The following is a 14,236-nucleotide window of genomic DNA, read 5'->3' as shown; positions in this document are numbered from 1 at the left end:
GTTTGCGGAACTCAAGATTGAATCAACTCCGTCGCTTTGTTGACGACAGCTTGCCGGTCGGTCAGCGCGTTGCTGCCGTCCAGTCTGTACAGCTGCCCGTCTTTCACCCAGGTTGCCGAATAATAGGCGCGTTGACCTTCCACGCCGCGATCGTAGGTGTTAGTGGTGATGATGACGTCTACGCCTGCCAGCTTGACTTTTTCCACTTGCCCATTCTCGATGATAGGCAGCGGAATGGATCCTCCCTGCAGGACGCTTGCGGTCTTCAAGTTTTCCTTCAGACCTTCGGGCAGCAGCGGGAATTGCAGCACGGCGTCAAGCGCTTCCGATACGGGGATGGAAGGATCGACCGTGACGGTCGGGACCGGCGTTTGCGAGAACGAATAACCCGGAATGGGAACGTCTCTTTTTTCGTCGGAGCCTTGTAAGACGTAAAGGTGGACCATTGGCCCCATCTCTAATGTAATCGGCTTGCCGTCTACAGATTCAGGGAGCAGCTTTTTGGCTCCGAGCCGTTTCATCGTTTTGTTGACTTCGTCCACGTTCATTCTAAACGTGATGCTGTTGGACGGCGAGATGTACACCTTCTTCATATTGTATTCTTTGGGGAAAATCACTTTGTGGCCGACGACCTTGGCTGCTTCGCTTGCTTCGACTTCCGGCATCGATTTACCCGATACATTCGTGAAGGTGCCGAATTTGTTGATTGCTTCGCGTTCTTTGCCGTCTCCGAAAGCGCTGTTGAGCAGCGTTTGCAAGTCGTTCTGCTGCACAACGGTAAGCTGCTGCATCCGGAAGCTGTTCAAGATGGCGGCCAGCGCTTGGTTGCCCGTCGGTGTGGCGACGGTTACGGCGACTACGGCCACCGCCGCAACCGCGGCGATCCATCTCTTGCGTTTGCGCAGCCAGCTGCCGAACGCGCCGGAGCGGTTCGCGCTCCTGTCAGCCCGGCTGTCTGCTGCTGTTCCGTAGCGTGCAGCCGGATCGGCCTCGTCAGCCGCGGCGGGCGCATCCGAGCTGAGCATGGACCCGGCGGAAGCGGTACTCTCCTCGGCTTCGCGGACCCGGTTGCTGCCGGTAAGCGCGGCGTCGGCCGAATACGTCTCCGACCACTGGGCCCATTGCGGCTGCTCGGGCTCCAGCTTCAACTTTTGCTGCAGCTTGGCCCAAGCGGCGTCAGTCCGTTCCAATTCGTTTTTATGATTAGTTTCGGTCATCGAAATTCCTCCTATTCTGTAAATCCGCACTATTTACAGCCACTGTTGCAGATCTCGGCAGCGGCTACCGCTGCGCATGCGTCTGAGCTTCGGCGTGCCTTCTCAGACGTTCGGTCGCCCGGTGCAGCAGTGTGCCGACAAGCGGCGGCCGCACCTGCAGCTGCTCTGCAATCTCCGCGTAGCTATACCCCGAATAACGCAGCATCAGCGCTTTACGATCTCGTTCGGGAAGCTCCTCCAGCCACTCACGGACTTCCTCTTGGTCCAGCTGCCTCATCAAAACTTGTTCGTTGGACGGCTGTTCGCTTCCGCCGGTAACCAGCATATTAAGCGTCTGCTTCTCCTGGAGCATCCGCTCGCGGGCCTTTTTGTTCAAGTAATCGTAGGCGATCCTGGTCAGCACCCGGTGCAGCCAAGCCCCCATCGACGCCGGTTCATCCGGCGGATTCCGGTACAGACGCAGAAATACCTCCTGAGCTAAATCCTCGGCAATCGCCTCGTCGCGTACAAGCCCAAACAGCTTGCGGCGCACGGTGGGGTAATGTATATAGAACACCTCGCGAAAAAAATCTGTCGTTTGTTGTGATTCCAATCGATTGTCCTCCTTTCAGCTGCAGCTATATATAAGACGGACCCGGTTCGGATTTTGTATCAATCGTTTTTAGGATTTACGGGATGGGAACTATTTCATTCCCGGTTCGTAAACGGGGCATCGTTTTAGCTCCATCATGATGAAATATACAGAGCGACAATAAACGACAAATTTTCTGATGGTTGTTTGTTACAATGGCGGGGAGGTGAATAAAAAAATGAAAATCAGGTTTGTTGCAATGCTGCTCATCGTCGTATTGATTTTCTCCGGCTGCGCATCGCTGGGTGAGCTGGAGCCCGGCAAATTGGCCGAAAAAGAGTTCAATTTAAAATCATACGAAGGGAAGCTGACTTTCGGTTTTGAGTTTGAAATGGACGAAAAGGCAGTCAGCGAGCTTAGTTCGTATGAAGTTAAAGATCTGGATATTTACCGGTATTTGAACGGCTTGAAGTTATCGCTTACATCAATCAAGGTGAATAACGCAGCCGGGGGATGGTCCGTCAAAGGTTTCTTGGAGAAAGGGAATCTGAAAATTCCATTTGATTTTTATTCAAGCGGTGAAACGGCAATTGTACAGATTGAAGGAGCCAAACATCCGCTCGTGCTCGACAAAGGGATTGCCAATCTGGTCAAGGTGCCGAGAATGGTTTATAACGTGCCTTTTATCGGACTGCTCTCCGGTTATTTTACAGGCGAGACGGAATCTGACCTGACAAAGCTTTGGCAGGAATTTGTCAAACTCAACATCTCTAACCTGCCTGCGCCAAAAGGGCTTACCGTCCGGACAAATGATAACGGTTATGTGGGTACCCAAGTTGCCTTCAGTCTGGACGATGCAGAACTAAAGCAGCTGATTAAGACACATCTGCGCAACGTCGCTCTTGATGACCCAGGTTTAAGAAAAATGGCCGCAGTGCTTTACGATTATTTTGCAGAACAAGCTGACGATACGCCATACAGCTTCAAACAGCTGCTGGAGGACAAACAAATGTCCTCGGAAGGCATTTATGGTGTGGAAAAAGCGATTCTCTCTTACCTTGCGTTGACATGGGCGGACGAATCGGAAGCACGGTATCTTGACGGTATCCGCACAGACATTTCGTTAACGGCGGATTCCAACCAAGTGCTGCGGGCACTGGAGATGCAGGTAACCGGGGCAAATGAACCGGGTATGAATCAAGGAGTGAAGAGCGGGAAGTTCACATTGTCTTTCCAACGTGGACAGATTGACCAAAATGTGCAGCCCGATCTCATCGAAGGAAAGGGAAGCGTCATGCTTTATGACCTGGATACGCCGGAACGATTGCTTGATCAAGTGGATGAGAAGTCCGATTTGTTCCGCTATTTAAAATACGAGCTGAAGCTGACGAAGAAAAGTTTTTCGGTCAGTCTGGACAGAAAAGAGGATATGGCAAGCATGCTGGAAATAATCAAAGATTCGGGAGAATCTTTAGAGGAAGCTTTCCCGTTCGGATACATTTCTGACAATATGGCTTATGCGCCGGTAAAAATGTTGGCCGCGAAGCTGGGTTATGCTTCCAATATGGAAGAGACAAGCGACGGAACGTTGACGCTGCAAGTCGGAGCGAACAAATGGACGTTCAAGCAGGACAGCAAAACTGCGCTAGTCAATGGCCAGCCGGTCGATATGGGCGGTTCTGTTGAAAATATCGAAGGTACACTGTTTGTGCCTGTCCGATTTATTGTCGAACAATTGGGCGGAAATGTAATAGCGGATCCGGATACCTCATATTATATTCAGGTGGAGCGGGATTAGCGGCGTGTTGCATGCGCAACCTTGAGCTGGAAAAAGGATCCCGGGAAAACCGCAAGCCAGAGCAATAAAAAGATTGCCTCTTGTTTGGCCTAACAGGCCAGACGGAAGGCAATCTTTTTTTAGAGTAAAGAAAGTTTAACTATATTAAAAGCGCTAAAGCGCGAATTAAACTTTCTGCTCGCAAGAAAAGCTTCCGCTAAGACACGAATGTACTCCATCGAAAGGGCTTCGATCAGAAGTTTTTCTTACTCTCTGCTAGCGGGTCTCGGCGAATTTAAACATATCTTTGAAAAAAACCAGCTGCGGCGGCGCCGAACGGTATACGCCAAACTGCTCGCTCCACTCCGCTTCCATATGCTGCTTGAACCGGAGCAGTTCCTCTTCTTCCCGACCGGTTAACTCCGCAATGCGGTAGCCAAGAGAAATGTGGAAGCGGTAAACGTCATGATCGGGAAACCGCAGCCCGAACTGCTCTGAAACCTCGTCGCGGAAGCGCCTTAAACTCTGAGCGTCGGCGGCGGTATTCGGCTGCAGGTTGACGGTCAAGGCCACCCCGTCCGTATGCAAATAGTCAAATGTCATGGCAAATCCGTCGGGTACGCGTACCGCCTGCCACTTTTCTCTGAAAAAGCGGTCTGCTGCCTCCAGCGGCACATCCAGCGGCAGAAAGCTGGACCACAGCTGGGGCTTGCGGTCTTCCTCGCACACGCCCTGAATGACCGTCATGTGATAACTTGAAGAGGGCAGCATCGTAAAGCAGGGAGCGCAGCTTAGCTGGCCGAATCGTTCGGCCGCCTTCACGAGTTTGGCGTAGACCTCATTGTCCGGGCCGATCGGACAGATGATGGTGTTTCCCGGGAAATAGCGGACAGAGCCGTCTTCGTGAAATTTACGGCCGACCGCTTTGGTGAACGCTCGCCTCTGCCCTACGGCTTCTGAAGGGAGTGTCTGAGCTTGACTATGGTCAGCTTGCGTGCCGCCGGTCAGGGGATGGTTTGTGTTTGCATGGTCCATGAGAACGGGAAGCCACCTTTCTTTTCATTTAACATGAGGAGGTGAAGCGGCCCAGCCTGCTATTTGACCGAGCCGTCCACCATACCTTTGACAAAATGCTTCTGCAGCGACAAATACAGCACCGTGGCCGGGACGATGGCCAGCAAAGCAGCGGCGGCGGCAGCGTTTAAATTGGTGTTGTTTTGGCTGAAAAACGACGAAATTGCCAGTGTCACCGTTCGTTTAAGTGGCGACTGCATGAAGTATAACGAAAACGAATAATCATTCCAGATCGACACGCTGTTCATAATAATGACGGTAGCTGTCACCGGCATCATCGAGGGCAGCAGGATACGGTAGAACACGCTGAATTTGCTGCAGCCGTCGATCGTTGCCGCCTCATCCAGCGCCCGGGGGATCGTGGAAATAAAATTCGAATACAGGAAAATGCAGGCCGGCAGCTTATAAGTCGTAATCAGCAGCACGATGCCCCAATAGGTGCTCACGCCCCCCAGCCCGCTGACCAGTTTATACAAGGGAACTAGGACTGTCAGCTTGGGAACCATCATGACGGCCATAATCAGACTCAGTATGGCGAGATTAAACCTGGTCTTGACGCGCGCGAACGGATAAGCCGCCATCGCCCCAAGCAACGCCACAAGCGCAACCGAACATACCGTCACAATCAGGCTGTTGAACATCGCCTGCATCAGCTTGCCGCCGCCGAACGCCAGCCGGAAGTTGTCGAGATAGATGTAATCCGGGAATGCCCAGCGGGAGGAGAAGTCGTTGTTTTTCTTCAGCGCCATCACGATTAGGATATAGAAGGGCACGAAATGGGCGGCGGCGATAAGAAGTCCGGCTGTGTTTTTCAGCAAACCTGCATAACGTGCGGTCATCAATATTCCACCTCCCGCTTTCTGAATACGTTCATCATCACCCAGCTTACAGTCAGGACCAGGATGAACGTAATCAGGCCTATCGCAGCTGCATAACCGGCATTCTGATTTTCAAAATAAAAGTAATTGATCAAAGATGACATCGAATGCGACTCAAATCCCGGCCCTCCGGAGGTCAGCGAGATGACGACGGCGAACAGCTCCAGTCCGCCGATCAGATTGAGCATAAAGCTGGTCGTAATCGCGGGGATCAGCAGCGGCAGCGTAATGCGGCGCAGCCGTCCCCAGGCGCCGGCGCCGTCAATTGTGGCGGCTTCTTGCAGCGAAGGGGGGATTCCTTGAATGCCGGCCAAATAAATAATCATGGAGGTGCCGACGAACTGAAAAGCATTGATGGCGGTGATGATCCAGACCGCTCGCCGGCCTTCGGCCATCCAGTCCACCGGCTCAAGACCAATCGCGGCAAGCAGATCGTTAAAGGCTCCGCCGTCATATTGCACGAGGAAATAAAAGATGTAGCCCATGATCAATTGTGCCACGATAACCGGCATATAAATGACGGTGCGCACCAGCATGCGGCTGCCGAATTTCATGTTGAGCAGCAGCGCGTACAGGACGCCAAACATATTTTGCAGCAGCGCGCTGCCAAAGCCGTACACCAGCGTATTCAGCAGCGCCTTTTTGAATCTCGGATCCGCCATAAGCTTGCTGTAATTCTCAAATCCGATGTATGCGTACTTTTGCGAATAGCCGTTCCAGTTGGTGAAGGAAATATGGATGCCCGAAAGGAGCGGGTAGGCGACAAACAGCAGAAACAAACATAAAGCGGGTGCATACATCAGGGACAAACCTTGATCCGAATGTAGAAAACGTTGGATTCCGCGTCTCATTGCACTCTCCTGCCTGAAAATAGGGTGTTTGCCGGCCGCATTATTTTTGCGAGCGCAGCTTCTTGTAGTCGTCGCTCATCATTCTGGATGAATCCTCTACGGTCATATCGCCCGTGAGAATAGCAGGACCGATGATTTTCAGCGTGCTCCACATGCCATTGGGCAGAAACTCCCGATCAAATACCGGAATCGTCCGCAAATTGCTGTATTTGGTGTAATCTTCGGTCAGCGAGCCCAGGTCGTATTTAACGTTTTTGAGACCTGCCGGCATCCCTGTTGCTGCCGCTACTTTGGCGATATTTTCGCTTTTGGCCATATAATTGAGCAATTGCAGCGCCGCTTCGGTATTTTTCGATTGCTTCCATACGCCAAACGCTTCGCGTTCGCCGCCGTTTAAGATCGGTTCGTCTCCTGGATGGAAGGCGGGTACCGGCATCATGCCGATCTGGGCGTCAGGATTGATCTTCTTGGCTTCGGCGACAATGGCATTGTTCTCCATCAGGAAGGCCGCTTTGCCGGTAGCCAGCTTCTCCGCTGCGCTCAAAGGATCGGCTGTGACGACATCTTTGTTCAGGTAACCTTCCTTCTTCAAATCGGCCAGCTGTTGCGAAACCGTATTCCACTTGCTCCAGTCGAAGCTGCCGTCCTTGAGAGAGTCGCCGTAATTGTGCGATTTATCCGATATGAGCACGGTAGGGGCCAGCTTATTAAAGAAACCCGCCAGCTTGGTGGTGTCTTTGCCGCCGATATAGATGGGGGTGATATTGGCGTTTTTGATGATCTTGCACGCCGCCAGCAGCTCTTGCCACGTCTTGGGTACTTCCAGATTGAGGTCTTTCAGCACCTTTTTATTGTAAACGATGCCTGATTGGTCGATATTCAGCGGAAGCACAAAGACATTGCCTTTCTTATCGGAAATGGTCGGTTTAATCGTATCCGTCAGACTGCCGAACCAGGGCTGATCGTTGAGCGGGCGCAAATACTCGCTGTAACGGTTCACGGACCAGCCGTGTGTGGCGAATAAGTCCGGCAAGTCGTTGGAGGCCATTTTGGCTTTCATCAGCTGCTCATAGTCTTTGCCTTGGGTGCTGAAGTCGACCTTGATATTCGGGTTTTCTTTGGTAAAACCGTCAATTACCGCTTGAATGGCGTCAAACGTCGTCCCGGTGGCATTGGTCATCATCGTCAGTTTGACTTCCTTGGTTTCCTTCGCGGCAGCAGCTCCTGTCCCAGCTCCGCCCGCGGGGGAGGGAGCCGCCTGATTGCCGCTTCCTCCGTTCGAGCAGGCCGCTGCCAAAAGCGCTGTCAAACCGATAACGCCAAGCTTTGTCATTTTGCCCATAAAATGTTGATCTCCTTTGATTTGTATTTGTTCACAAGGCCAGTATAACGGATGAAAAGCGGCTTCATTACGCTCAAAACTACACTTCTCCTGCTGATTTCTATGATCCGGCTTCCGGCCCAAGGGCTGAAGAAGGAAGTCCCATTCCCATGTCGAATACGTGTCACAAGAGGCGAATATGTCTCACAAGAGGCTCTGTATCCGCTTGCGGAAAGGTTGATTCAGTTATGAAGGGTTTGGTCTTCGGGTTATACCGGCCGCTGAATATGAAACTCGTGCTGATTTTTGTAGCGAGCACTTTGCTGCCGCTTATGCTCACTACGTATATCGGGGCGCGCTTTTATATCGAGAGAACTAGCGAAGATACCGGCATTCTTATCGATAATACGCTGATTTCTTTATCGCAGAGCCTCTCCAGTTACTTAAACGAGTTGGACCAGCTGACCCTTATTCCTTATTACAATGACGATTTTATTTATGCGTTGAAGGTCAAGGCGTCAGAATCCTATGAAAGTCTGAGCAGATACCAGGTGCTCAGCATTACCAATATGCTGGATTCCCAGCTGCGTTTTGTCAGGAACACACGCAAGGATATTATGAGTACCTTGATTGTCGCGGATAATAAGCCTTTGTTTTATTCCACTAATAATCCGTTAAACGATGTGGCGGACAATTATGAATTTGCCGAAACCGATTGGTACCGCAAAGCGATTGAGGCTGCCGGGAACGCCGTGTTCGTCAACCCCCATAAGCAGGATTACTTCACGCGCACCAAAGGGGAAACCGTCTTCTCCGTGGCGCGCACGATCCGGGATATCCCGTCGCGCCAGCCTATTAGCGTCATTATAGCGGATGCCAACACCGTTGTACTGCAGAAAATGTTCCAGGATATCGATTTTCATGTCCCGTCGCACATCGTACTGCTGGATGAAGAACGTCATTTCGTCTACGCCAATCATGACGTATCGCCGGCGTTATTTCGGACTATGCCCGACAATCGTTCGGTTGTAAGCGACGGCGGCCAGTCCTATATGGTCATCCGGCGAACGGTGGCGCCCTATAATTGGGAGCTTGTCGTGCTGCTCTCTTATTCCGCTCTGGAAAAAAAGACGCTGTGGATTTATGTCAACTCCGCCTTGTTGTATATCGTATGCCTTGTTGTTGCGTTTTTGTTTTATCAAGGGTTGTCACGCAAAGTGATGGGGCCGGTCAAGGATATTATTAAAACGATGGGCAAGATCGAGCAGGGCGACTTTTCGGCCCGTTACCGCTCCCGAACGACAGATGAATTCGATGTGATCGGCAGGTCGCTGAATTCGATGATCGAAGAATTGAAGCAGAAAATCGAGGTCGAATACGTGCTTAAGCTGAAGCAGCGGAACTCCGAATACAAAGCGCTCCAGTCGCAAATCCAGCCCCATTTCTTGTACAACATGCTGGGTGGGTTTGTTGCGCTGAATCAGATCGGCGAGCGGGAGCTGCTGGAGAAGTCGATCATCGATTTGACCTTGCTGCTGCGGTACATTTTGAATCACCCGGACATGACGACCCTGGAGGAAGAGCTGACCCTTATTGAAAAATACGGTTCTCTCCAGCAGCTCCGATTCGGGGAGCGACTACAAGTTCATGTGTCGTGCGAAGACGGCATCCGTTTGCATAAAGTGCCTAAGCTGCTGCTGCAGCCTTTGGCCGAAAATGCAATTATTCACGGAATTGAGCCGCTCAGCCGGCCATGCAGGCTGACGATATCGGCGGATACCGTGGTGGAAGCCGGAGTGCCGTTTGTGCGGATTGTGATCGAAGATGACGGAATCGGGTTTGATCCGGAACAGCTGCAGGAATACGGGCAAATCGGACTGACCAATACACGAGAACGGCTGCAGCTTTGTTTTCCCGACAGCAGGTTTGAGCTTGAGAGCGCCCCGGGGGCGGGGACACGTATTGCCATCATAATACCGGAGGCCAACTTTCATGGACATACTCATAGCGGATGACGAGCATCTGATCCGGCAGTCAATCCGGTACAATCTGGAGAAGCTGAATATTCCGGAACTGCGGATTGAGGAAGCGACCGACGGTTTGGACATGCTGAGGCTGCTGGAAGTGCTGCAGCCCGACGTTGCTTTCGTGGATATTAAGATGCCCCGCCTCAGCGGTCTGGACGCCATCGAGCAGGGCATGAAGACTTCGCCGCAAACCGAGTTTGTGATCTTGACGGGTTTCTCGGAATTTGATTATGCCCGCAAAGCGGTTGCACTGCGTATCAACGAATATTTGCTCAAGCCGGCTAGTTTTGAGCAGCTCCAAACGGTGATGCACAATATAGAGCTGCTGCTGGCCCGCCGAGCCGCCGAAAGAAACCGGCTTTTTTCACTGCAGATCGCTGAGATGATTGCAGCAACGGCGACTGTCGCAGGCGAGCCTTTGCCGCCGGACGGAATGAACTGCCAGCTCGCGGCCGTCTCTTTTGACGGTATCCAGGGGACTAACCGGCTGGCTTCCGAAGATTGGCTGGAGCAAGCGAGACTATGCGCCGCCCCTTTCATGAGCCGCCATGTTCACATGGCAGTGCTGAAGCCGCGTGATAACGAATGGCTGCTTGTATTTGGCAGCCGGCCAGCTGGCGATGCAGGCAATGACAAGTTGTCCGCTTGCTTGTCTGAAATCCGAAATATGACGGCAGCCTGGCGTCAGAAACAGGGGGCGGCAGCGGTCACATGGGTCTCCGGCCGTATGGTTCCAATACGGTTGTTTACTACAGCTTATGAGGAGTTATTGAAGTTAACTTGTTTAAGGGCTTTGCTTGGTACTGCCGCTGAATATTCACAATCATTTCTGGAAGTTATCGTGCGGGACAAGCCGGATTATTTGCCTGTTTCCAAGCTGCTTGTCGAGTTGACCCGCTGCCATGCGGCTCAAAGTTACGTGGAGTTTAACCGCGTGGCCGAAAACTTGTTCTCGCTGGCAGAAGCCGGCCAAATGCATAGTAACCCGCAGGCAATTCGGGCAGCAAGCTTATTTTTACGCTCCACCTTGGGCATTTTCGCCCAGCCGGATGCCGGGTACTCCCGTTTCAAAAACGAATTGCTTGATTTTTGCAGACGTTTGCTTGGCTCCCAAACCGAACGAAGCCAGCTGATCCGCTCTATCGTTGCTTACGCCAACACTTATTACACGGAAGACATCAGCGTCGCCAAGGTGGCTGATCTGTTTGGCATCAGCCCTAATTATTTGAGCGCTCTCTTTCATAAGGAAACGGGCAGCCGATTTGTTGAATATGTATCCGATTTAAGAATGAAAGAGGCGAAACGGCTGCTTATGGAGAGCGACTTATCGGTGCACGATGTGACAAGAAAGGTTGGTTTTTACAGCACAAGCCATTTCAGCAAACTGTTCGCTAAACATTACGGCATCTCACCCCAAGAGTACAAAAAAATGTGACTATGCCCTCCCGGACTTTACTGTTGTCCCGCCTCTTCCCAGGCCAGCTCTTCTTTGACGGCGATGAGTTTTTGCATATCGCAGCCGTCGTCAGGCCCCGTGTGAACCCATTTCAGATGATGACTGGATATCAGCATAGTAAGACGCAGCTTATCGATTTGGCTCCACCCGCTGCTGTTGAAGCCGTGAAGTGCGATGACCTTGACGTCCGGATGGTCCCCCAATATTGGCTTAACCTCCTGCACCGTTCGTGCGGTGGCCGCATAGATGAAACCTGCTTTGACCAGCATGTTTTTGATCAGATTGATTTCTGTACTCCGCGTTTGAAACAAAGGGAAAAATCCGATGACTTTCAATACAGCGCCTCCCGGGAATCATATATGAATAGGATATGACATGTTCCGAAGTTTTTCTGGTGAAATTTGTCGAAGGAGTATAAAATTTGGACAGAGGCGGGCAGACACAACATGCGTGAGTGAGGCTTGCACAGCAACGGCAGCACCCGCGTTGCCAATTTCGGAATAAGGAGCGGTTATATGAAATATGCAAGCATAGAAACGGAAGGTTTGATTCTGAATATTATGGAGGAAACAGGAAAATCTTTTTTTGAAGCGGAAAATAAATACATTAAAGATTACATACTGGAGATTGAAGTTTTGGCACATATCGATATTAACGGCAACGATGACCGCCTGCTTTTAAGCCGCAAAAACGGAAAGTTTATCGTAAACGGGCACCGGGACCAGATGAATGAGGACTACTTTTACTTTCTGGATACCGATAAAGAGACGCTGAAAGATGTGGCGTTGTATGAGCTGGAGCTTTTGGTCAAACGGCAGAGGCTCAGTGAGAAGAAGAAAGCGAAGCTGCTGGATCAGCTGAAGCAGGAAACGTTGGAGAAAATCAGCCTGATCTCGTAGAATTCGAGTTTGCAAAACAATGCCCTTTAGTAGGAGTAAGCCGCCGAAATCACGATCCGTGAACCGGCGGCTTTTGGGATGCGCGGAGGAGTGAATGAGGTTCACTTCACTTTTGCTTCCTCGCTAATAAATAAAGGAAATAAGGACCGCCTAACGCGGCGACAATGATGCCGACCGGAATTTCCGTGGGCTGGACGATCACCCGGCCAAGAGTGTCGGAGAGCACGACGAGTATGGCGCCGATGATCGCGGAGGCGGGCAGCGACATTTTATAATTCAGGCTGACCGTTCTTCTCGCCAGGTGGGGGGCGATCAGTCCGACGAAGCCGATACTTCCCGCTACAGCGACGGCGGTTCCGGCTAGCCCGGCGGCCACTGCCATCAGCACGATGCGTTCACGCTGTACGGAAACCCCTGCCCCGATGGCGAGTTCCTCTCCAAGCTCCAGCAGGTTCAACCTGTTCGATTTGTAGATGGCATAAGGGACAAGTACGCCGATCCATACCAAGGAAACCCATACATAAGTCCAGTTGCTGCCCCATACGCTGCCGGACATCCAAATTTTCACAAAATCGTAATTGTACGCGTTCATCCGGTACGTCAGAAACAGCATGCAAGCGCTGATTCCCGAGCCTGTAGCGATGCCGACAAGCGCGAGACGAACGGGAACGATTTTGCCGTGCCGGTAAGACAAGGCAAAGACAAGAATCGCCGCGGCTATGGCTCCTATGAGCGCCACCATCGGAAGCATAAATACGGGAGCATGCTGGATTTTGCGGTAAAAAAATGCAATGTACAATACAACCGCCAGCCCGGCGCCTGCATTGATGCCGAGTATGCCCGGATCAGCCAGGCTATTCTGCGATATTCCCTGCATCAGAGAGCCGGATACGGCAAAGGCCGCGCCGACAAGCGCCGCGATGAGGATTCTCGGGAGCCGCAGATGGTATAGCACAATCGAAGAGTCGCTGCTTCCGAATCCAAATAAGGTTTTGGCGACCTCAAGCGGACTTAAGCGAATAAGTCCTGAGTTCAGACTGATGAGCATTGCCGCGCACAAAATAAGCAATAAGACGGTAAAAACGCCGGCCGCCGTTCGGTTATTGCCCGCCAAAGACAAAGAAGCCGATTTTCTCATAAGTTCGAGCTCCTCTCCTTCCGCGCCAAATAAAGAAAGAAAGGCACGCCCAGCATGGTGGTCAGGACGCCGACCGGCGTTTCCTGCGGCGGATTGACAAGGCGCGATACCGTATCGGCGGTCAACAGAAGAGCGCCGCCGAGGAGACCGGAGCACGGGATGACATACCGGTAATCCAGTCCGATCAGGAAGCGCGTGAGATGAGGGACAATGAGGCCGATAAAGCCGATCGGACCGGCCACAGCGACAGCGGACCCCGTCAGCGCAAAAACGGTCAGCGCGCCGAATAACTTGACCCGCTTCACGCGATTCCCTAAGCCTGCGGCTACTTCGTCCCCCAGACTCAGCATGGAGATGCTGCGTCCAAGCAGCAGCGCCGAAACGATGCCGGCCAGCGCCCACGGAGCGATAGCCAGCACATCGTCCCATTTTACGCCGGCGATGCCCGCGGCGTACCAGTACATGACCTGCATCGAGATGCCGTAATAGATTTGAAGGCCGTGGGACAAGGCATGCAGCATCGCCGTCACTGCGGCTCCGGCTAAGGCGAATCTGACATGGCTGTATTGTCCGGTCGAAAATATCGTGGAAGATCCTGTACCGATGCCGTATACAATCATCGTCCCCAGCGCCGCGCCAAGCAGGGAGACCAGGATCATCTCGTGATACGTAAAGCCCGGATAAAAGGCCATAGCCACCACAAGCGCAAATCCGGCGCCGGCGGATACGCCCATAATGCTCGGACTGGCAAGGGGATTACGCGTCATGCCTTGCATGATAGCTCCCGATATGCCAAAGCACGCGCCGACAATCACTGCGGTGATGGAACGTGGCAGACGCACGGAGAGTACGGTAAAATGCTGCACCTTCAATGGATCGTAATGCGCCGCCGCTTCCCAGATTGTCGTTAAGCTGATGTTGGCAGCGCCTACCGCAAGCGATACGGCAAGCCCAGCTGCGATAAACATAACCGATATGAAAATAAGAAAAGAAGGACTCAGCCTTCTTTTCTGTAAGGGTACAGCTG

General features: G+C 52.1%; 13 protein-coding genes. 4 read left to right on the top strand and 9 right to left on the bottom strand.

All coding sequences use genetic code 11. The features are described from left to right. Positions 1-11 precede the first annotated feature (11 nt). Positions 12-1,217, bottom strand: coding sequence for a hypothetical protein (locus tag EYB31_RS05395; RefSeq protein WP_131012264.1), 1,206 nt, complete (start codon positions 1,215-1,217; stop codon positions 12-14). 64 nt (positions 1,218-1,281) lie between these two features. Continuing rightward, complete coding sequence (locus EYB31_RS05390; RefSeq protein WP_131012263.1) at positions 1,282-1,809, bottom strand: sigma-70 family RNA polymerase sigma factor; 528 nt, start codon at positions 1,807-1,809, stop codon at positions 1,282-1,284. A 217-nt stretch (positions 1,810-2,026) separates the two neighbouring features. Here EYB31_RS05390 and EYB31_RS05385 point away from each other — a divergent pair, with 217 nt between their 5' ends. Further along, on the top strand, positions 2,027-3,586 hold the full coding sequence (locus tag EYB31_RS05385) for a copper amine oxidase N-terminal domain-containing protein (RefSeq protein WP_165452228.1): 1,560 nt from the start codon (positions 2,027-2,029) through the stop codon (positions 3,584-3,586). Positions 3,587-3,841: 255 nt separating this feature from the next. Here the strand turns inward: EYB31_RS05385 and EYB31_RS05380 are convergent, their stop codons facing one another. Genes EYB31_RS05380 through EYB31_RS05365 form a run of 4 tightly spaced genes read right to left on the bottom strand, consistent with a single transcriptional unit; the run spans position 3,842 to position 7,710 of the window. After that, complete coding sequence (locus EYB31_RS05380) at positions 3,842-4,600, bottom strand: DUF1868 domain-containing protein (RefSeq protein WP_131012261.1); 759 nt, start codon at positions 4,598-4,600, stop codon at positions 3,842-3,844. 59 nt (positions 4,601-4,659) lie between these two features. Beyond that, positions 4,660-5,478: a carbohydrate ABC transporter permease gene (locus tag EYB31_RS05375; RefSeq protein ID WP_131012260.1), complete on the bottom strand. Its 819-nt coding sequence runs from the start codon at positions 5,476-5,478 to the stop codon at positions 4,660-4,662. Beyond that, complete coding sequence (locus EYB31_RS05370) at positions 5,478-6,368, bottom strand: carbohydrate ABC transporter permease (RefSeq protein ID WP_206105436.1); 891 nt, start codon at positions 6,366-6,368, stop codon at positions 5,478-5,480. Before EYB31_RS05370 ends, EYB31_RS05375 begins: the two co-directional genes overlap by 1 nt. A 40-nt stretch (positions 6,369-6,408) precedes the next feature. Next, complete coding sequence (locus tag EYB31_RS05365) at positions 6,409-7,710, bottom strand: ABC transporter substrate-binding protein (protein ID WP_131012259.1); 1,302 nt, start codon at positions 7,708-7,710, stop codon at positions 6,409-6,411. A gap of 227 nt (positions 7,711-7,937) precedes the next feature. Here EYB31_RS05365 and EYB31_RS05360 point away from each other — a divergent pair, with 227 nt between their 5' ends. Continuing rightward, entirely contained in the window at positions 7,938-9,704 is a 1,767-nt protein-coding gene (locus tag EYB31_RS05360) for a sensor histidine kinase (RefSeq protein WP_165452227.1), read from the top strand. Next, positions 9,682-11,151: a response regulator transcription factor gene (locus EYB31_RS05355; RefSeq protein WP_131012257.1), complete on the top strand. Its 1,470-nt coding sequence runs from the start codon at positions 9,682-9,684 to the stop codon at positions 11,149-11,151. The genes EYB31_RS05360 and EYB31_RS05355 overlap by 23 nt, the downstream gene beginning before the upstream one ends. 17 nt (positions 11,152-11,168) lie before the next feature. Here the strand turns inward: EYB31_RS05355 and EYB31_RS05350 are convergent, their stop codons facing one another. After that, positions 11,169-11,507 carry a hypothetical protein gene (locus tag EYB31_RS05350; protein WP_131012256.1) on the bottom strand — a complete coding sequence of 113 codons (339 nt, stop codon included), beginning with the start codon at positions 11,505-11,507 and terminating at the stop codon, positions 11,169-11,171. A 180-nt stretch (positions 11,508-11,687) separates the two neighbouring features. Here EYB31_RS05350 and EYB31_RS05345 point away from each other — a divergent pair, with 180 nt between their 5' ends. After that, positions 11,688-12,071 (top strand): hypothetical protein, encoded by a 384-nt coding sequence (locus tag EYB31_RS05345; RefSeq protein WP_131012255.1) that lies wholly within the window; start codon positions 11,688-11,690, stop codon positions 12,069-12,071. Between the two features lie 106 nt (positions 12,072-12,177). Here EYB31_RS05345 and EYB31_RS05340 read toward each other — a convergent pair whose 3' ends face one another. After that, positions 12,178-13,209, bottom strand: coding sequence for a FecCD family ABC transporter permease (locus EYB31_RS05340; RefSeq protein WP_131012254.1), 1,032 nt, complete (start codon positions 13,207-13,209; stop codon positions 12,178-12,180). Beyond that, positions 13,206-14,177, bottom strand: coding sequence for a FecCD family ABC transporter permease (locus EYB31_RS05335; protein WP_240762079.1), 972 nt, complete (start codon positions 14,175-14,177; stop codon positions 13,206-13,208). Before EYB31_RS05335 ends, EYB31_RS05340 begins: the two co-directional genes overlap by 4 nt. Between the last annotated feature and the right edge of the window lie 59 nt (positions 14,178-14,236).

Source organism: Paenibacillus thalictri (assembly GCF_004307995.1).
GTDB lineage: Bacteria > Bacillota > Bacilli > Paenibacillales > NBRC-103111 > Paenibacillus_AF > Paenibacillus_AF thalictri.
Note: the sequence above shows the minus strand (reverse complement) of the source record. Positions and strands in the feature narration are given on the sequence as shown.